The following is a 19,168-nucleotide window of genomic DNA, read 5'->3' as shown; positions in this document are numbered from 1 at the left end:
CCGGGTTTCTCCCGGCTATCTCTTTGCCTTTTGCACCGCAACGGCGTATAATCCAAGTCTATTCAAAAGTCATCCTGAAAAAGGATGGGCGAATGATGGGCATTGCGCCCATTTTTTTTTGGTTCGCCCAATCCGCATGCATGCCGTCCTTGCGCGGCGCGCCGGTCGGGGTGACGGGCAGGCAAGCAGGCTGCGAAGCCGTCTTCAAAAGAAAGGCGGCAGTGCCGGTGGGCTGGGTCTGCCACGGTATTGATGGCCATTATTCGGGAATACAGTGCATCTGGCAGATTTGATCGAAACCACCCTGAACGGCATGGGGTACGAGCTGGTTGAGCTCGAGCGCGCTCCGGGCGGATTGATGCGCGTCTATATCGATCAGCCTGAAACCGGGATTGTCATCGAGGATTGCGAGAAGGTAAGCCGTCAGCTTACCCACGTGCTCACGGTCGAGAATATCGACTACGAGCGTCTCGAAGTGTCCTCGCCGGGGCTGGACCGGCCGCTCAAGAAACTGGCTGACTACGTCCGCTTTGCGGGCCAGGAAGCCAGGGTCACGCTGCGCCTCCCGGTCGACGGCCAGAAGAACTTCGTCGGCATCCTGCAGGCACCCACCGGCGAGCCGGGGGCGGAGCAGATCGGCCTGGAGTTCGACGGCAAGGACGGCACGGCACTGCTGGAATTCGCCATATCCGATGTCGATCGCGCACGCCTGGTGCCGGTGATCGACTTCAAAGGAAATCAGAAAAAAGGGAACAAGCAATGAGCCGCGAAGTTCTGTTGCTCGTCGATGCGCTTGCGCGTGAGAAGAACGTCGACAAGGATGTGGTATTCGGTGCGCTGGAAGCGGCACTCGCTTCGGCAACCAAGAAGCGCTTCGAGGAAGACGTGGATATCCGTGTCTCCATCGATCGTGAATCCGGCGAGCATGAAACGTTCCGCCGCTGGCTCGTGGTCCCCGATGAACAGGGTCTGCAGGAGCCGGACAAGCAGATCCTGATGTTCGAAGCGCGCGAGCAGAGCGCCGACATCGAGCTCGACGAGTTCATCGAAGAGCAGATCGAGTCGGTCGAGTTCGGCCGTATCGGCGCGCAGGCCGCCAAGCAGGTGATCCTGCAGAAGATCCGTGACGCCGAGCGCGAGCAGATCCTCAACGATTACCTCGACCGCGGCGAAAAGGTCATGACCGGCACCGTCAAGCGGGCCGACAAGAAGGGCCTGATCGTGGAATCCGGCCGCGTGGAAGCGCTGCTGGCCCGCGACCAGATCATCCCGAAGGAAAATCTGCGCACCGGCGACCGCGTCCGCGCCTATATTCTGAACGTGGACCGCACCGCGCGCGGGCCCCAGATCGAGCTCTCGCGCACTGCGCCCGAGTTCCTGATCAAGCTCTTCGAGAACGAAGTGCCGGAGATGGAACAAGGCCTGCTGGAGATCAAGGCGGCTGCCCGCGACCCTGGCGTGCGCGCCAAGATCGCCGTGGTGGCGCATGACAAGCGCATCGATCCCATCGGCACTTGTGTCGGTGTGCGCGGCACGCGGGTGACCGCGGTGCGCAACGAGATCGGCGGCGAGGCGGTTGATATCGTACTGTGGTCGGAAGATCCGGCGCAGTTCGTGATCGGCGCGCTGGCGCCGGCGCAGGTACAGTCCATCGTGGTGGACGAGGAAAAGCACAGCATGGACGTGGTGGTGGACGAGGAAAATCTCGCCGTCTCCATCGGACGCAGCGGGCAGAACGTACGCCTGGCGTCCGAACTGACCGGCTGGCAGATCAACATCATGACGCAGGAAGAATCGGCGCAGAAGCAGGCCGAGGAAAGCGACGTGGTGCGCAAGTTGTTCATGGCCAAGCTGGACGTGGACGAGGAAGTGGCCGACATCCTGATCGACGAAGGATTCTCCACGCTGGAAGAAGTGGCCTATGTGCCCATCAGCGAGATGCTGGAGATCGATGCCTTCGACGAAGACACCGTCAACGAGTTGCGCAACCGCGCACGCGATGCACTCCTGACGATGGAACTGGCCCGGGAAGAAAAGGTGGAAGAGGTGTCGCAGGACCTGCGCTCCCTCGACGGCCTGACCCCGGAACTGATCGGCAAGCTGGCCGAAGGCAGTATCCATACGCGTGACGAACTCGCCGAACTGGCAGTCGACGAACTGGTCGAGATGGTCGGCCTGGGCGAAGAAGAGGCCCGCGCGTTGATCATGAAAGCACGGGAACATTGGTTTAACTGAGGGACACGCTCAACCAGATTGACTGAGCGCGTATTCCGCACACGACTGTCCCGACGTATAAACCGAGCATTGAAAGGGTTTGAATGGCAAGCACAACAGTTGCCCAACTGGCCGCAGAACTGAGCCGCAGCGCAGCTGCCCTGCTGGAACAATTGCAGGCAGCTGGGGTGGGCAAGGTGACGCCTGAAGACATCATCACCGAATCCGACAAGACCAGGTTGCTGGACTACCTCAAGCGTTCGCACGGTCAGGCCGACGACAGCTCGCGCAAGAAGATCACGCTGACCAAGCGTGAGACTTCCGAGATCCGGCAGGCTGATTCCACCGGCAAGACGCGTACGGTACAGGTCGAGGTGCGCAAGAAGCGTGTCCTGATCAAGCGTGACGAGGCGGCTCCCGAGGGCGCAGCCGATGGCCACGACGCCGCCGACGTTCAGGTCGATGCGGCCGAGCAGGCGCGCCAGGATGAGGAAGCCCGTCAGCAGGCAGAACTGCTAGCGCGCCAGGAAGCCGAGCTGAAGGCCCGCCAGGAGGCGGCCGAACGCGAGGAAGCCGAACGCCGCGCCAAGCAGGAAGCACTTGAGGCCGAGGAGCGCCGCCAGGCTGAACTCGCCGCCCGCAAGGCGGAAGAGGAAGCTGCCGCGCTACGCGCTGCGGCCGCCACGGCTGCGCCCGAAGACGACGATTCGCGCAAGAAGGCCGAGGACGACAAGAATCGCCTGGCCGCCGAACGCGCCGCCGCACAGAAGGCCGCCGACGAAGCCAAGCAGGCTGCCGACAAGGCGCGTGCCGAGCAGGACGCAGCGCGCAAGCGCCGCGAGGCTGCCGAGGCCGAGGCCCGTGCCATTCAGCAGATGCTGAATGCGCCGGCGCGCGTGCTCAAGGCGCCGTCCGAACGCAAGGCCGAGGAAAAGAAGGCCGAGCAGACCGGCACGCTGCACAAGCCGGTCAAGGCGCCTGGCACCGAGGTCAAGAAGGAAGACAAGAAGCCCGCCACCACGGCAACCGCCACCACCACGGTCGACAAGAAGACCGGCAAGGTGGTCAAGGCCGGCACTTCCTCGACCTGGCAGGACGAAGGCTCGAAGAAGAAGGGCAGCGGCCTGAAGACACGCGGCGATTCGTCGGGTGGCGTGGGCGGCTGGCGCGGTGGTCCGCGCGGCCGTGGCAATCGCCACCAGCAGGACGATCGCGGCACCAACTTCCAGGCGCCGACGGAACCGGTGGTGCGCGAAGTGCACGTTCCCGAAACCATTTCGGTGGCGGATCTCGCCCACAAGATGGCCGTCAAGGCATCCGAGGTCATCAAGCAGATGATGAAACTCGGCCAGATGGTGACCATCAACCAGGTGCTGGACCAGGAAACCGCCATGATCGTGGTGGAAGAAATGGGCCACAAGGCGTTTGCCGCCAAGCTGGACGATCCGGAAGCGCTGCTGGTGGTGGGCGGCGAGGAACACACCGACGCCGAGCAACTGCCGCGCCCGCCGGTGGTGACCGTGATGGGTCACGTCGACCACGGCAAGACCTCGCTGCTGGACTACATCCGTCGCGCAAAGGTCGCGGCTGGCGAAGCCGGCGGCATTACGCAGCATATCGGTGCCTACCATGTGGAAACCGAGCGCGGCGTGATCACCTTCCTCGACACCCCGGGTCACGAGGCCTTCACGGCCATGCGTGCACGCGGTGCCAAGGCGACCGACATTGTCATCCTGGTGGTGGCCGCGGACGACGGCGTGATGCCGCAGACCAAGGAAGCCATCGCCCACGCCAAGGCGGCGGGCGTGCCCATCGTGGTGGCGATCAACAAGATCGACAAGCCCGAAGCCAACCCGGACCGCGTCAAGCAGGAACTGGTGGCCGAGCAGGTGCTGCCGGAAGAATACGGCGGTGACTCGCCGTTCGTGCCGGTGTCCGCCAAGACCGGCACCGGCATCGACGACCTGCTCGAGCAAGTGCTGCTGCAGGCCGAAGTGCTGGAACTGAAGGCACCGGTGGATGCCCCGGCCAAGGGCCTGGTGGTGGAAGCCCAGCTCGACAAGGGCAAGGGCCCGATCGCGACCATCCTGGTCACCAGCGGCACGCTCAAGCGTGGCGACGTGGTGCTGGCTGGCAGCGCTTACGGCCGCGTGCGCGCCATGCTGGACGAAACCGGCAAGCCGACCAAGGAAGCGGGTCCCTCGATTCCGGTCGAGATCCAGGGCCTGTCCGAAGTGCCGGCCGCCGGTGAAGAAGTGCTGGTGCTGCCCGACGAGCGCAAGGCGCGCGAAATCGCGCTGTTCCGCCAGGGCAAGTTCCGCGACGTCAAGCTGGCCAAGCAGCAGGCGGCCAAGCTGGAGACCATGCTGGAGCAGATGAGCGAAGGCGAAGTACAGACGCTGCCGCTGATCGTGAAGGCCGACGTGCAGGGTTCGCAGGAAGCGCTGGTGCAGTCCCTGCAGAAGCTCTCCACCGACGAAGTGCGCGTGCAGATCGTGCACGGCGGCGTGGGCGGCATCTCGGAGTCGGACGTCAACCTGGCCACGGCCTCGAAGGCGGTCATCATCGGCTTCAACGTGCGTGCCGATGCCGGCGCGCGCAAGCTGGCCGAGAACAACGGCATCGACATCCGCTACTACAACATCATTTACGATGCGGTAGACGAGATCAAGGCGGCGATGTCGGGCATGCTGGCTCCGGAAAAGCGCGAAGTCACGCTCGGTACGGTCGAGGTGCGCCAGGTGTTCCGCGTGCCGAAGATCGGTGCGGTGGCCGGTTGTATGGTCACCGATGGCCTGGTCAAGCGTACCGCCCTGGTACGGGTGCTGCGCAACAACGTGGTCATCCATACCGGCGAGCTCGATTCGCTCAAGCGCTTCAAGGACGACGTATCCGCGGATGGGGCCGCCGCGGCCGTCTCGATAAAACCGCATTGAATGGCCAAGAAAGGCAATATCTCCTCTCGCAATCTCCGGATTTCCGACCAGATCCAGCGTGACCTGGCCGCGATGATCGCGCGCGAGTTGCGCGATCCCCGCCTGGGGCTCGTCACGCTGCAGTCGGTCACCCTGACGCCCGACTACGCGCATGCCAAGGTGTACTTCACCGTGCTTGGCGCCGATGCCGCAGTCGCGCAGGGCATCCTCAACGAAAAGGCCGGCTACCTGCATTCGCTGCTGTTCAAGCAACTGCATATCCATACCGTGCCGACGCTGCACTTCCATCACGACACCTCGGTCGAACAAGCCATCGAGATGTCCAAGCTGATCAGCGAAGCCAACTCGACGCGCGCGAAAGAAGACTGAAGAAAGCGGCCCGTCATTGCGGGCCGTTTTTTCATCCTCCGTGCTTCCGTCTGTCTGCCTGGCCGTTTCCCTCGCCCGTCTTTCCCCCCTCATGACCGATCCGAAAACCAATCGCCCGCCCCGGCAACCGCGCCGCGAGGTGCACGGCGTGCTGCTGCTCGACAAGCCGCTGGGCCTGTCGTCCAACGATGCGCTGGTGCGCGCCAAGCGCATGCTGCGCGCGCTCAAGGCTGGGCATACCGGCACGCTCGACCCGCTCGCCACCGGCCTGCTGCCGCTGTGCTTCGGCGAGGCCACCAAGTTCTCGCAGGACCTGCTCGAGGCCGACAAGACCTATGAGGCCGAGGTGCGCCTGGGCATCCGCACCGCCACCGGCGATGCGGAAGGCGAGGTGATCGCCGAGCGCGAGGTGGCGTGTGACACCGAGGCACTGCGCGTGGCGATCGCGCGCTTCACCGGCGAGATCGAGCAGGTGCCGCCCATGCACTCGGCGCTCAAGAAGGACGGCCGCCCGCTGTACGAATACGCGCGCGCCGGCCAGACCGTGGAGCGGGCGGCGCGCCGCGTCACCATCCATGAGATCACGCTGCTCGGCTGCGGCCTGCCCGCGGCGCCCACCTTCACCATGCGGGTGACCTGCAGCAAGGGCACCTATATCCGCACGCTGGCCGAGGATATCGGCGAAGCGCTGGGCTGCGGCGCGCACCTCACGGGGCTGCGCCGCACGGCGGTGGGCGACCTGAGCCTGGATGGCGCGGTCACGCTCGAGCAGATCGACGCGCATGACGATGCCGCGCGCCCGGCGATGCTGGCCCCGGTCGATGCGCTGCTGCAGCGCTGCGCGCCGGTGCGGCTCGAGGAAGCCGCGATGGGCCGCTTCCTGCAAGGCCAGCGTATCGCGCAGCGCGACCTGCCGGCCGGCACCGAACTGGCGGAAGGCGAACTCGCCCGCATCTATGGCGGCGAGCCGGAGCGCCTGCTTGGCGTGGCGCGCATGCGGGAAGGGGCGTTGCGGCCGGAGCGGCTGGTCAAGCTCTGAGCGGGTCGTGACCCGGCAGCGCGCGGGAAGCAAAAAAAGCCGATGCCAGTGATGGCATCGGCTTTTTTATCGGCTTATGTGTCCGGCGAGCCTGGTGGCGGCTCCTAGTGCGCCCCGGCCGCGGAGGCATCCATATCGCCTCCCTTCTTCGGCTTGGTCAGCCAGACAAAGCCGATCAGCACGAAGAACAACACGCCCGAGATCCAGAAGATGTCGTTGGCGCCGAGCATGGCCGCCTGCTGCGTGATGCCGCGCTCGATGAAGCCGTTGGCCTGGGCCTCGGTCATGCCCATCTGCACCAGGTGTTCGAGCTGCGCCCTATAGGCCGGGTTGAACGGATTGATCTGCTCGACCAGTTGCGCGTGATGCAGCGCGGAGCGGTTCTCCCAGATGGTGGTCGAGATCGACGCGCCGATCGCGCCGAAGGTGATCCGCACGAAGTTCGACACGCCCGAGGCCGACGGCATCTTCTCCGGCGGCTGGCCCGACAGGATGATCGAGGTCAGCGGGATGAAGAACATCGCCATGGCCGCGCCCTGGATCAGGGTGGGGATCATCAGCGAGCGGGTATCGACCTGCAGGGTGAAGCCCGAGCGCATCAGGCTGACCACGCCGAAGGTGATGAAGGCCAGCGTGGCGACCCAGCGCGCGTCCATCCTGGGCAGGTTCTTGCCGATGAGCGGCGACAGCAGGATGGCAAAGATGCCCACCGGCGCCATCACGATGCCGGCGTCGGTCGCGGTATAGCCGACGATGGTCTGCAGCCACAGCGGCAGGATCACCAGGTTGCCGAAGAACAGCCCGTAGGCCACCGAGATCGCCACCACGCCGGCGCTGAAGTTGCGCCCCTTGAACAGGTAGATGTCGACGATGGGATGCTTCTCGTAGCTCTCCCAGATCAGGAAGAACAGGAATCCCACGATGGCCACCACGGTCAGCACCACGATCACCGTGGAGTGGAACCAGTCCAGTTCCTTGCCCTTGTCGAGCATCAGCTGCATCGAGCCGACCCAGATCACCAGCAGCGTCAGCCCGATGCGGTCGATCGGCAGGATCTTGGTGGGGGTTTCGCGGTCGCGGTAGATCGCCCAGGTGGCATAGGCCGCGCCGAGCCCGACCGGGATATTGATATAGAAGATCCACGGCCAGGTCATGTTGTCGGAGATCCAGCCGCCCAGCAGCGGGCCCATGATGGGCGCCACCAGCGTGGTCATGCCCCATAGCGCGAGCGCCATGGTGCTCTTCTGCGGCGGATAGCTCGACAGCAGCAGCGCTTGCGACAGCGGGATCATCGGCCCGGCCACCGCGCCCTGCAGTACGCGCGCGGCCAGCAGGACTTCCAGGTTGGGCGCCACGCCGCACAGCCACGAGGACAGCACGAACAGCAGGATCGAGGTGATGAACAGCCGTACCGCGCCGAAGCGGGTGGTCATCCATCCGGTCAGCGGCACGGAGATCGCGTTGGCCACGGCGAACGAGGTGATCACCCAGGTGCCCTGGTTGGGCGCCACGCCGAGGTCGCCGGAGATGGCCGGGATCGACACGTTGGCGATGGACGAGTCCAGCACGTTCATGAACGTGGCCAGCGACAGCGCGATGGTGCCGATCACCAGCTTTCCGCCCGTCAGCGGCGCAGGCGCGGCGGGGCGCGCCGCGGGCCCGCGCGGGCCCGGTGCGGCGCTGTCGCGCACGGGGAGGGAAGTCGCCATGTTCAGGTGCTGGCAGGCTTGGCGGCCGGCGCCGAGACCGGTGCCGCCATCGGCTCGGCGCCTTGGCGGCCACCGTTGTTCAGGGAGATGATGCGGGCGATCAGCGCGTCGGCGTCCTGGCCGACCTTCTCATACACGTCGGTCTGCATCGGCCGTGCCACGGTGGCCTGCGCCATCGTCGCGCCTTCTTCCTTGCGCACGTCGACCGTCACGTTCATCGACAGCCCCACGCGCAGCGGATGATCCTTGAGCTGCTTCGCGTCCAGCGCGATGCGCACCGGCAGGCGCTGTACCACCTTGATCCAGTTGCCGGTGGCGTTCTGCGCGGGCAGCAGCGAGAAGGCCGAGCCGGTGCCGGCCGAGAAGCCTTCGACCTTGCCTTCGTACTCGACCTTGGAGCCGTACAGGTCGGCTTCGAGCTTGACCGGCTGGCCCACGCGCATATGCGTGATCTGCACTTCCTTGAAGTTGGCGTCGACCCACACCTGCTCCAGCGGCACCACCGCCATCAGCGGCGCGCCGGGGGCCACGCGCTGGCCGACCTGCACCGAGCGCTTGGCCACGTAGCCGGTCACCGGCGCCGGCAGGGTGGAGCGTGCGAAGGCCAGATAGGCGGAGCGCAGGTTGGCGGCGGCGCGCTGCACGTTGGGGTGCTTTTCCACCGTGGTCTGGTCGGTCAGCACCTTGTTGGAGGCGAGCTGCTCGCGCGTGGACGACAGCGCTGACAGGGCCGCCTGCAGCGCGGTCTGCGCATGCGAGATTTCCTCGCCCGAGACCGCGCCGGAACCGGCAATGGCCTCGCGGCGCTTGAGGTCTTCGCGTGCCTTGGCCACGTCGGCTTCGCGCATCGCCACGTTGGCCGCCAGCGAGCCGTTGTTGACGTAGAGCGTGCGCACTTCGCGCACGGCCTGCGCCAGCTGCGCCTCGGCTTGCTCCAGATTCACCTGCGAGTCGGCGCGGTCGAGCTGGATCAGGGGCTGGCCGGCGGTGACCAGCTGGGTGTCGTCGGCCGCGATCGAGATCACGGTGCCGCCCACCAGCGGCGTGACCTGCACCACGTTGCCGGCGACATAGGCGTCGTCCGTGCTTTCGAAGTGCCGTGCGTACAGGCCCCAGTAGATGCCGTAGGCCACGCCTGCCACCACCACCGCGGCGGTCAGGGAAAGCAGCAGGCGCTTGCGCTTGCCATTGTTGTTGACGGAAGCCGCCGGGGAGGCGGGAGTCTGGGCCGCTTGCTTGTTGTCGCTCATGATCGTCTTGTATGAATGCTGTCGGTACTGTGCGGACGCCGTGGTCCGGGCTGCTCCTGTGCGCCGGCTCGGCTAGCCGCGCGCGCCTTCGGGCTTTTGCGCGGCCGCGCCTTCGCCCTGCTCCTGGTAGCCGCCGCCGAGCGCCTTCATCAGGCCCATCTGCAGGTCCAGGCGGCGGGCCTGCAGGTCGGTGGCCAGGCGGCGCTGCTGCAGCACATTGCTTTCGGCGTTGAGCACCGTGAGCTGCGTGCCCAGTCCGGCCTTGTAGCGGATGGTCGAGAGCGAGTAGGCGCGCTCGGCCAGGCTGAGCGCTTCGCGCTGCGCGCTGATCTGCGTATCCACGCTGCGGATGCTGGCCACGGTATCGGCGGTCTCGCGCAGTGCGTCGATCAGGGCCTGGTTGTAGTTGGCTACGGCGAGATCGTATTGCGCGTACTTGCCCTTGAGGTTGGCGCGCAGCCTGCCGCCCTCGAAGATCGGCAGGGTGACGGCCGGGCCGATGCCGAAGGTGCGGCTGATGCTCATCAGCAGGTTGGACGGGTCCAGCGAGGCCACGCCTGCAAAGGCGGTCAGGCTGACTGCCGGCAGGAACTCGGCCTTCGCGACGGCGATATCCTTGCTCGATGCTTCCACGCGCCAGCGCGCGGCCACCAGGTCGGGGCGGCGTCCGAGCAGGTCGATGGTGAGGTTGTCCGGCAGTTGCGGCGTGGCGTGCGCCAGCACGGTGGGTTGCTGGATCGCCAGGCCGCGGTCCGGGCCCTTGCCCAGCAGCGCGGCGATCTGGTTGCGCGCGAGCGCGATGTCTTCGTCCACGCGCAGCAGGTCGGTCTGCGCCGAGGCCACGGTGCCGCGCGCCTGGGTGGTTTCCACCTGGGTGTCGAGGCCCGCGCGCAGGCGGTCGGTGGACAGTTGCGTGAGGTCGCGGCGCTGGGCGATCGCGCGCTCGGCCACGTCGCGCTGCGCGTACAGCGCGGCCAGGCGGGCATAGGTGCGCGCCACGGCCGTGGTCAGGATCAGGCGCGAGGCCTGGCTCTCGGCTTCCGTGGCGCGGTCGTCCGACAGCGCGGCTTCCAGCGCGGCGCGGTTCTTGCCCCAGAAGTCGAAGTCATACGAGAGGCCGGCCTGCAGGCGCGACTGGTTCTGCCACGATCCGGCCAGCCGCGTGCCGGCGAACAGGTCGGTCTCCGAGAAGCGCTGGCGCACCAGGCTGCCTTCGAAGTCCACATGCGGGTAAAGTGCGCTACGGGTGGCATCGGCCATCGCGCGGGACGCTTCCACGCGCGCAAAGGCAGCCTGCAGGCTGGGGCTGTCCTTGACCGCCTCGTCGACGAGCCCGCGCAGTTGCGCATCGTTGAACTGGTCGACCCAGTCGAGCGTGGGCCACTGGCCATGCTCGCCCGGCAAGACCTGGGCGCTGGCGAGGGAGGTGGGATCGGTGACGGTCTGCGTGCTGTGCGAATTGCCAAAGGCGGCGCAGCCGGCCAGGACCGCGGCGGCCAGCGCGCTCAGCGCCAGCGCGCCGGTGCGGCGGCCGGCCGCGCGCGCGCGCGGCGACAGTGCGGAAAAGGAGGAGGGTGCTTGGTTCATCTCGGTGCCCTGCGAGAGAGCGTCAATGTTGCTTTTATCGTGGAAGAACGTGAATCGAGCCGGCGTGAGAGCCTGACCGTGGCTCGCCTGCGCCGCGCCTACCCGCTGTTGTTGCCGATGATCCGGTGCAGCATCGAGCGGAAGGTCTGCAGTTCCGCTTCCGAGAAATCCCGGAAATGCCGGTTCAGCACGCGGCAGTAGATGCCCGGCAGCGCTTCGAGCAGCGCCCGCCCGCTGGGGGTGATCGATACATCCACCACGCGGCGGTCGGCGTCGCTGCGCTGGCGCTCGATCAGGCCGCGCTTTTCCATGCGGCCGAGCAGGCGCGTGACCGAGCCCATGTCGGTGCTGAGTTCGCGGCCCAGGTCCGTGACCGTGTTGCCGCGCCCGGCCGCCAGCATCATCAGGCAGGTGGCCTGCGCATGGGTGATGTCCAGGCCGTTGACCTCCTGCTCGACCTCGTGCGCGAGCACGCTCTTGGCGCGCGCAAGCAGGTAGCCCATGCTTTCGCCCATGCGGTATTCGGCCGGGTCGAAAGGGTGGGTATCGAAGGAGGCGGGGTGATTCTGGAGGTCGGGCCGGTTCTGCTCGGACATGTCTGGCAGGTGCTTGTCGCTGCAATGTTTGCCGTGACAACTATATGTTCACGGTTATCAAATCGCAAGGTTGGCAATTTGCTATTGCGATATTCGCAACAATCGTGGTTTGCGGACGCTTTGTCTCCTGCGCACCACCTGACGGGGAATACCAACGTCGGACTCGGGTTTTGCGCCGCAACATGCTATAATCTCGGGTTATCTTTTGATGCTCAGCCCCACAAGCGAGACGCTGCAATGACCCGCGCCATCCGCAATATCGCCATCATCGCCCACGTCGATCATGGCAAGACCACTCTGGTCGACCAACTCCTGCGCCAGGCAGGGACCTTCCGCGACAACCAGCAAATGGTCGAGCGCGTGATGGATTCGAACGACATCGAAAAGGAACGCGGGATCACCATCCTGGCGAAGAATTGCGCTGTCGAATACGACGGCACCCACATCAATATCGTCGATACCCCCGGCCACGCCGACTTCGGCGGTGAGGTGGAGCGCGTGCTGTCGATGGTCGACGGCGTGCTGCTGCTGGTCGATGCCGTCGAAGGCCCGATGCCGCAGACGCGCTTCGTGACGCGCAAGGCGCTGGCGCTGGGCCTCAAGCCCATCGTGGTGATCAACAAGGTCGACCGCCCCGGCGCGCGTCCGGAATGGGTGATCAACCAGACTTTCGACCTGTTCGACAAGCTCGGCGCCACCGACGAGCAGCTCGACTTCCCGGTGATCTACGCATCCGGCCTGAACGGCTATGCCGGCCTGACCGACGATGTGCGCGAAGGCGACATGAAGCCGCTGTTCGAGACCGTGCTGGCCAAGGTGCCGGTGCGCGACGACAACCCGGACGGTCCGCTGCAGCTGCAGATCATCTCGCTGGACTACTCCAGCTATGTCGGCAAGATCGGCGTCGGCCGCATCTCGCGCGGCCGTGCGCGCGCGCTGCAGGACGTGGTGGTCAAGTTCGGTCCCGAGGGCAACCCGATCAAGGGCCGCATCAACCAGGTGCTGAAGTTCCAGGGTCTCGAGCGCGAGATCGTGCCCGAAGCCGAAGCCGGCGACATCGTGCTGATCAACGGTATCGAAGAACTGGGTATCGGCTGCACGGTGTGCTCGCCGGACGCCCAGGACGCGCTGCCGATGCTGAAGGTGGACGAGCCCACGCTGACCATGAACTTCTGCGTCAACACCTCGCCGCTGGCGGGCCGTGAAGGCAAGTTCGTGACCAGCCGCCAGCTGCGCGAGCGCCTGGACCGCGAGCTGAAGTCGAACGTGGCCCTGCGCGTGCAGGAAACCGGCGACGACACCATCTTCGAAGTGTCGGGCCGCGGCGAGCTGCACCTGACCATCCTGCTGGAAAACATGCGCCGCGAAGGCTACGAGCTGGCCGTGTCCCGTCCGCGCGTGGTGTTCAAGGAAATCGACGGCGTCAAGCACGAGCCGTATGAACTGCTGACCGTGGACGTCGAAGACGGCCACCAGGGCAGCGTGATGGAAGAGCTGGGCCGCCGCAAGGGCGAACTGCTCGACATGGCGTCGGACGGCAAGGGCCGCACCCGCCTGGAATACCGCGTTCCGGCCCGTGGCCTGATCGGCTTCCAGGGCGAGTTCCTGACGCTGACGCGCGGCACCGGCCTGATCAGCCACATCTTCGACGACTACGCGCCGCTGCGCGAAGGCGGCCTGGGTGAGCGCCACAACGGCGTGCTGATCTCGCAGGACGACGGCGACGCCGTGGCCTACGCGTTGTGGAAGCTGCAGGACCGCGGCCGCATGTTCGTCAAGCCGGGCGATGCGCTGTACGAAGGCATGATCATCGGCATCCATAGCCGCGACAACGACCTGGTCGTGAACCCGATCAAGGGCAAGCAGCTCACCAACGTGCGTGCCTCGGGTACCGACGAAGCCGTGCGCCTGGTCACGCCGATCCAGATGTCGCTGGAATACGCGGTGGAATTCATCTCCGACGACGAGCTGGTCGAAATCACGCCGAAGAGCATCCGCCTGCGCAAGCGCCACCTGAAGGAGCACGAACGCAAGCGTGCTTCGCGCGAAAGCGTCTGAGCGCCTTCGCCGCAGCTTTGCCGCAACAAAAAACCGCGCCTCGAGCGCGGTTTTTTGTTGTCCGGCGTCAGCCCGCGCGATAAGGCTCAGGCGTCGGAGCCCCGTTCGCCGGCCAGCGCCCCGGCGCCTCGCGCCGGACCGGTCGCCACAGCCTCGCGCGGGTTGCGCCATTCGGGCGGCATCCACAGGTGGCGCGGGTCGCGGTGGCGCCATGCATCGGCGAACATGTCGCGCCATTCGTGGAAGGTCAGGGTGATCGGATTGTGGCTGGCGATGCGGCGCGTGATGCCGTAGTCGGGCGCGTCCTCCTCCGGCACGAACGACCCGAACAGGCGGTCCCACACGGTCAGCACGCCGGCATAGTTGCGGTCGATGTACTGCGGGTTCCTGGCGTGGTGCACACGGTGGACCGAGGGTGTGTTGAGCAGCCATTCGATGCGATGCCAGCGCCTGCCCAGGCGCGTATGGACGAAGAACTGGAAGGCCAGGTTCAGCCCTACCGCCAGGATCACCCAGTCTGGCGTGAAGCCGATCAGCGCCAGCGGGATCCAGAACAGCCACATGCCGGAGAGCGGGTAGGTCAGGCTCTGGCGGAAGGCGGTCGAGAAATTCATGCCTTCCGATGAGTGGTGCGTGACATGCGAAGCCCACATCCAGCGCACGCGGTGGCTGGCGCGGTGGAACCAGTAGTAGAGGAAATCCTGCAACAGCAGCAGGAGCAGGAAGGACCACCACGTCTGCGGCACCGCCTGCAGCCCGTGCTGGTAGCACCAGCCATAGACGGTACGCACCATCAGCCACAGGAAGAACGCATCCGACGCCTGGTGCATCAGCGCCAGCGCCGCGTTCGAGGCGCTGTCGCGCAGGCTGTAGACGGACGGGTCGCGCCGCACCCAGTACCAGGCTTCCGCCCCGATGGTGAGCAGGAACACCGGCGCAAACGCCAGCAGGATCAGGCCGGGATCGATGGTCGACTGTGTCATCCGTCAAGTGTTGCCGGTTTCGGGCGTTTTTTCCTGGAGGGCATCCTCTATACGCTCGTCCGGTGCCTTCGCGGACGCCGGCGAGCGGGCCGTGCGGGGACAGCATACGCCTCTCTTCGGCACCTGCGGCAGTCGGCACCCGTCCTCCCGATTGCTGACGATTCTGCAGGACTGAATATCTCCGCGCGCGGATTCAGGAACGACCGCGAGCGCCGTTGATAGCAGGGCGGCTGGATTCGGGGCGCACAAGGGGCCGCGCCCAGGGGCGCACCCAGGGCCGCACGCAGCGCCGGACACGAGCGCAAGCCAGCCGCGCCAGAGCCAGATCACAACGGGGAGCCATCATGTTTCGCAACACTTCCATCGGATCCAGATTGTGGATCCTTACCATCGTCGCCAATGCGCTGCTGCTGATTGTCGGCAGCGTGGGCTGGCTGGGCATGTCCCGCAGCAACGACGCCACGCGGCAGATCTACCAGCACCAGCTTGCCGCCGCGGTCAGCCTGGCCGAGGCGCGCTCCAACCAGTTGCTGGTGCGCGTGCTGCTGGACCAGGCCACCTTCGCCACCGACCCCGCCGATGCGCGCGCCCGCGCCGCCCTGGCCGAAGGCTTCGCGCGCCAGTCCGACGTGGCCTGGAAGGCTTACCTGGCGCTGCCGCGCGCCGCCGGCGAGGCCAAGGCCGCCGACGATGTCGCGGCCAAGCGCGAGGCGCTGTTTGGCCAGGGCGTGTCACCGATGGTCGCCGCGCTGCAGCGCGGCGACCGCGAAGCCGTGATGGGCTTCGTGCTCGATACCATTCCCAGGCTCGATATTGCCTTCACTGCCGTCAACACGGAGCTGGGCAAGCTGCAGCTCGCCAGCGCGCAGGCGGTCTACCAGGAATCGCAGGACCGCTACATCATGCTGCGCACCCTGTCGCTCGGCGCGCTGGCGCTGGGATTGTGCTTCAGCACGGTGGTGGCCTGGCGCCTGCGCCGCTCCATCGTCGGGCCGCTGGACGTCGCCGTGGCGCGCTTCGAGCGGATGGCCGCCGGCGATTTCTCCGCGGGCCGTGCGGCGCACGCCGATGCCCACGCGCAGGACGAGCGCAGCGAGACCGGCCGCATGCTTGCGGTGCTGGGCCGCATGCAGGCCAGCCTGGCCACGATGGTGGCCGAGGTGCGCGGTGGCGCGGATGCCATCGCGGCGGCCAGCAGGCAGATCGCCAGCGGCAACGGCGATCTCTCGCAGCGCACCGAGCAGCAGGCGGCTTCGCTGGAGGAGACGGCCTCCAGCATGGAAGAACTCACCGGCACCGTGCGCCAGAACGCCGACAGCGCGCGCGAGGCGAACGCGCTGGCCAGCGATGCCACGGGCCTGGCCGAGCGCGGCAGCGCAGCGGTGGCGCGCGTGGTGGACACCATGCAGGCCATCGACGCCAGCGCCAACAAGATCGTCGACATCATCGACGTGATCGAGAAAATCGCTTTCCAGACCAATATCCTCGCGCTCAACGCCGCGGTGGAAGCCGCGCGCGCGGGCGAGCACGGCCGCGGCTTCGCGGTGGTGGCCGGCGACGTGCGCGATCTCTCGCAGCGCTGCGCGGGGGCCTCGAAGGAGATCCGCGCGCTGATCGGCGATTCGGTGTCGCGCGTGCGTGCCGGCGGCGAACTGGTGGGCCAGGCGGGGCAGGTGATGGAGGAGATGGTGGGGGCGGTGCGGCGCGTGAGCGGCATCATGGGCGGCATCAGCGCAGCCTCCGACGAACAGTCGCGCGGTATCGAGCAGGTCAACCAGGCGGTCGCGCAGATGGATGGCATGACCCAGCAGAACGCCGCGCTGGTCGAGCAGGCGGCGGCGGCCGCGGCGTCGCTCGATGACCAGGCGCAGCGGCTGACCGGCCTGATGGCGGCTTTCCGCGTGGCCTGAACGCGGCGCAAAGCGCCTGGTGCGGCACGCCCGCGCACCCCTGCTGGTGTAAAGTCGAGGGTTGCATTCGTGGAGATAGAGACAATGACAGACCTGGTCACCAGCGAGATCCGGGGCGGCATCGGCTACCTGACGCTGAACCGCCCGCAAGCGCTCAACGCGCTTTCGCTCGAGATGATTCGCGCCATCACCGGGGCGCTCAACGCATGGGCCGTGGCGCCCGAAGTCGCGGCCGTGGTGATCGCCGGCGCGGGCGGCAAGGCCTTCTGCGCGGGCGGCGACATCCGCTTCTTCCACAAGGCAGCGCTGGCCGGCGACACCACGCTCGACCAGTTCTTCGTCGAGGAATACGCGCTCAACCACCTGATCCACCGCTATGCCAAGCCCTATATCGCGCTGATGGACGGCGTGGTGATGGGCGGCGGCATGGGCATCTCGCAGGGCGCGCGCCGCCGCCTGGTGACCGAGCGGACCAAGATGGCGATGCCGGAAACCAATATCGGACTGTTCCCCGACGTGGGCGGCGGCTGGTTCCTGTCGCGCACGCCAGGCCGCATCGGCGAATACCTGGGCCTGACCGGCGCGATGATCCATGCCGCGGACGCATTGCATGCCGGCCTGGCCGACGCCTACCTGCCCGGCAACGCCCTGGCCGAACTGGTCGACACGCTGCGCGCGCGCCAGTTCGCCGACGGCGACGCCGTGCTGGCCTGCATCGATGCCGCCACCGCCGCGCACCGCGACGCATGCCAGCCGGACCGGAGCCAGCTCGCATCGCTGCAAGACGACATCGACCGCCTGTTCGCCGGCGCGTCGGTGAGCGATATCGTGGCAGCGGTGAGCGACGCCGGCACCGACTGGGCCGCGCAGACCGCCGCCATGCTGCGCAGCCGCTCGCCGCTGATGCTCAACGTCACGCTCGAGCAGGTCCGCCGTGCCCGCACCATGACGCTGGAGGACGAACTGCGCATGGAGCTGGACATGATGTACTACGTGTTCCGCCACGGCGACGGCGTGGAAGGCATCCGCGCGCTGGCGGTCGACAAGGACCACGCGCCCAAGTGGCAGCCGCCGCGCCTGGACGAAGTGCAGCGCGATCGCGTGCGCGCCTTCTTCGACAGCCCGTGGGCGCATGGCGAGCATCCGCTCGCGGCGCTGTAGCAGGGCGCCGGGCGGTTCCTTTTCGCGCAATTGGATTAGAGTGACGACTGGACCCGCCGCGGGCATGCCGTGCTGCCTGCGGCCTCCGGGTCCGACCAGCATCACTCCGACACCATCATGCCGTGAACGTGAAAGGAATCGCGATGAGCAATCCCCGTGATGTAGCCGTACTGGTAGGCAGCCTGCGCAAGGAGTCCTTCAATCGCAAGCTGGCCGTCGCGCTGGCCGCGATGGCGCCCGCAGGGCTCAAGCTCGAGATCGTGGAGATCGGCCAGTTGCCGCTCTACAACCAGGATGAAGACACCAGCCCGCCCGCGCCATGGGTGGCATTCCGTGACCGCATCCGCCGCGCCGACGCCGTGCTGTTCGTCACGCCGGAATACAACCGCTCGGTGCCGGCGGCGCTCAAGAATGCGATCGACGTGGGCTCGCGCCCCTATGGGCAGAGCGTCTGGGACGGCAAGCCGGGCGGCGTGATCAGTGCCTCGCCGGGTGCCGTGGGCGGCTTCGGCGCCAACCACCACCTGCGCCAGTCGCTGGTGTTCCTCAACATACCGGTACTGCAGCAGCCCGAGGTCTATCTCAGCGGTGTCGACAAGCTGTTCGACGCGCAGGGCGGCATTGCCAATGAATACACGCGCGGCCTCCTCGGCAAGTTCCTGGACACGTTCGCGGGCTGGATCGAGCGCAACGCGCCGCGCTGAGCGCCGGCGGCGCGCGACATGCAATGCTGCCGCGCAAATGCTGACGCCCGCTGCCGACGGGGCAGCGGGCGGGAGGGCAGGTTATCGCTGCCTTGCGCTCTTCGTTCTACTTGCCGCGCTTGATGTCCCCGGCCGGCCGCACGTGCGCGGCTGCCAGCGGCTGGCCTGGAAAGCCCCCCGGATAGCTGATGACGCGCAGGCTCGCCCCGGCCCTGCGCACCGGCCATGCATGACCGGCGCGGGTTCTCGCGCCGCCTGTGATCGCCGCCATGGCTTCCCTGTCGAGATCCACGTTGTCCGGCAAATCCTTGATGACGATAACGGCCATGACTTCCTCCTGCAGGGTGCGAAGGCCGGCTGGGCCGGCCTTCGCCGGACGGAGCAGCCTTGCGGCCGCGGCACCGTCCTGGTCAGTATAGGCCACGGGTGCTGCCTCCGCGGCCGCGGGCATCGCTCAGACCTTGGCGTGGGTAGCAGCCCATTGCGAAGGATTGACATCGATTGCCAGTCCGAGGCCGGAGCCGATCACGCCGACGTTGTTGAGCGTGTTGACGTTGATGCTCTGCAGCTGGGCGATGTTCTGGTTGACGTTGACATTGACGTTGGCCACCGGGCCCAGTCCCTGCATCCAGGTGTTGGCGCCGCCGCGCAC

At 66.6% G+C, this 19,168-nt stretch carries 16 protein-coding genes and 1 pseudogene; 10 read left to right on the top strand and 7 right to left on the bottom strand.

Annotated elements, in window-relative coordinates; all coding sequences use genetic code 11:
* The first annotated feature begins 92 nt into the window (after nt 1–92).
* The 6 genes and pseudogenes from AB4Z48_RS38695 to truB all read left to right on the top strand — a co-directional run bounded on the left by AB4Z48_RS38695 (nt 93) and on the right by truB (nt 6,558).
* Nucleotides 93–293 (top strand): hypothetical protein, encoded by a 201-nt coding sequence (locus AB4Z48_RS38695; RefSeq protein WP_441623890.1) that lies wholly within the window; start codon nt 93–95, stop codon nt 291–293.
* On the top strand, nt 275–763 hold the full coding sequence (rimP, locus tag AB4Z48_RS38690) for a ribosome maturation factor RimP (protein ID WP_441623888.1): 489 nt from the start codon (nt 275–277) through the stop codon (nt 761–763). The genes AB4Z48_RS38695 and rimP overlap by 19 nt, the downstream gene beginning before the upstream one ends.
* Nucleotides 760–2,235: a transcription termination factor NusA gene (nusA, locus tag AB4Z48_RS38685; RefSeq protein ID WP_441623886.1), complete on the top strand. Its 1,476-nt coding sequence runs from the start codon at nt 760–762 to the stop codon at nt 2,233–2,235. The genes rimP and nusA overlap by 4 nt, the downstream gene beginning before the upstream one ends.
* Before the next feature lie 83 nt (nt 2,236–2,318).
* A pseudogene (gene infB, locus AB4Z48_RS38680) lies at nt 2,319–5,141 on the top strand (translation initiation factor IF-2); the annotation flags it as partial.
* Between the two features lie 9 nt (nt 5,142–5,150).
* Entirely contained in the window at nt 5,151–5,519 is a 369-nt protein-coding gene (rbfA, locus tag AB4Z48_RS38675) for a 30S ribosome-binding factor RbfA (RefSeq protein ID WP_441623884.1), read from the top strand.
* Nucleotides 5,520–5,610: 91 nt separating this feature from the next.
* Complete coding sequence (gene truB / locus AB4Z48_RS38670; protein ID WP_441623882.1) at nt 5,611–6,558, top strand: tRNA pseudouridine(55) synthase TruB; 948 nt, start codon at nt 5,611–5,613, stop codon at nt 6,556–6,558.
* A gap of 104 nt (nt 6,559–6,662) precedes the next feature.
* Here truB and AB4Z48_RS38665 read toward each other — a convergent pair whose 3' ends face one another.
* From AB4Z48_RS38665 to AB4Z48_RS38650, 4 genes are all read right to left on the bottom strand, one after another.
* Nucleotides 6,663–8,267 (bottom strand): DHA2 family efflux MFS transporter permease subunit, encoded by a 1,605-nt coding sequence (locus tag AB4Z48_RS38665; protein WP_441623880.1) that lies wholly within the window; start codon nt 8,265–8,267, stop codon nt 6,663–6,665.
* A gap of 2 nt (nt 8,268–8,269) precedes the next feature.
* Entirely contained in the window at nt 8,270–9,517 is a 1,248-nt protein-coding gene (locus AB4Z48_RS38660) for an HlyD family secretion protein (RefSeq protein WP_441623878.1), read from the bottom strand.
* A gap of 72 nt (nt 9,518–9,589) precedes the next feature.
* Nucleotides 9,590–11,104 carry an efflux transporter outer membrane subunit gene (locus tag AB4Z48_RS38655; protein ID WP_441623876.1) on the bottom strand — a complete coding sequence of 505 codons (1,515 nt, stop codon included), beginning with the start codon at nt 11,102–11,104 and terminating at the stop codon, nt 9,590–9,592.
* A gap of 98 nt (nt 11,105–11,202) precedes the next feature.
* The gene (locus tag AB4Z48_RS38650; protein ID WP_441623874.1) at nt 11,203–11,700 is read right to left on the bottom strand and encodes a MarR family winged helix-turn-helix transcriptional regulator; all 498 of its coding nucleotides are present in this window, start codon (nt 11,698–11,700) and stop codon (nt 11,203–11,205) included.
* 237 nt (nt 11,701–11,937) lie between these two features.
* On the opposite strand from AB4Z48_RS38650, the gene typA reads away from it, so the two are divergent.
* On the top strand, nt 11,938–13,758 hold the full coding sequence (typA, locus tag AB4Z48_RS38645) for a translational GTPase TypA (protein ID WP_441623873.1): 1,821 nt from the start codon (nt 11,938–11,940) through the stop codon (nt 13,756–13,758).
* A gap of 86 nt (nt 13,759–13,844) precedes the next feature.
* Here the strand turns inward: typA and AB4Z48_RS38640 are convergent, their stop codons facing one another.
* Complete coding sequence (locus AB4Z48_RS38640) at nt 13,845–14,741, bottom strand: sterol desaturase family protein (RefSeq protein ID WP_441623871.1); 897 nt, start codon at nt 14,739–14,741, stop codon at nt 13,845–13,847.
* Between the two features lie 344 nt (nt 14,742–15,085).
* Here AB4Z48_RS38640 and AB4Z48_RS38635 point away from each other — a divergent pair, with 344 nt between their 5' ends.
* The 3 genes from AB4Z48_RS38635 (at nt 15,086) to AB4Z48_RS38625 (ending at nt 18,516) form a co-directional block, all read left to right on the top strand.
* On the top strand, nt 15,086–16,651 hold the full coding sequence (locus AB4Z48_RS38635) for a methyl-accepting chemotaxis protein (RefSeq protein WP_441623870.1): 1,566 nt from the start codon (nt 15,086–15,088) through the stop codon (nt 16,649–16,651).
* 84 nt (nt 16,652–16,735) lie between these two features.
* Nucleotides 16,736–17,812 carry an enoyl-CoA hydratase/isomerase family protein gene (locus tag AB4Z48_RS38630; RefSeq protein ID WP_441623868.1) on the top strand — a complete coding sequence of 359 codons (1,077 nt, stop codon included), beginning with the start codon at nt 16,736–16,738 and terminating at the stop codon, nt 17,810–17,812.
* 143 nt (nt 17,813–17,955) lie between these two features.
* A complete protein-coding gene (locus AB4Z48_RS38625) occupies nt 17,956–18,516 on the top strand; it encodes an NADPH-dependent FMN reductase (protein WP_441623866.1) in 561 nt (186 codons plus the stop codon).
* 106 nt (nt 18,517–18,622) lie between these two features.
* On the opposite strand, the gene AB4Z48_RS38620 is transcribed toward AB4Z48_RS38625, so the two are convergent.
* Both AB4Z48_RS38620 and AB4Z48_RS38615 read right to left on the bottom strand, forming a co-directional pair.
* A complete protein-coding gene (locus AB4Z48_RS38620; RefSeq protein WP_441623865.1) occupies nt 18,623–18,844 on the bottom strand; it encodes a hypothetical protein in 222 nt (73 codons plus the stop codon).
* A 126-nt stretch (nt 18,845–18,970) separates the two neighbouring features.
* A partial coding sequence (locus AB4Z48_RS38615; RefSeq protein WP_441623863.1) for a hypothetical protein occupies nt 18,971–19,168 on the bottom strand: 198 nt, incomplete at its 5' end.

It is taken from the genome of Cupriavidus sp. 2TAF22 (assembly GCF_052115045.1).
In the GTDB taxonomy this organism is placed as follows: Bacteria; Pseudomonadota; Gammaproteobacteria; order Burkholderiales; family Burkholderiaceae; genus Cupriavidus.
The sequence above is the reverse complement of the archived record's forward strand: the minus strand, read 5'-3'. Positions and strand labels throughout refer to the sequence as shown.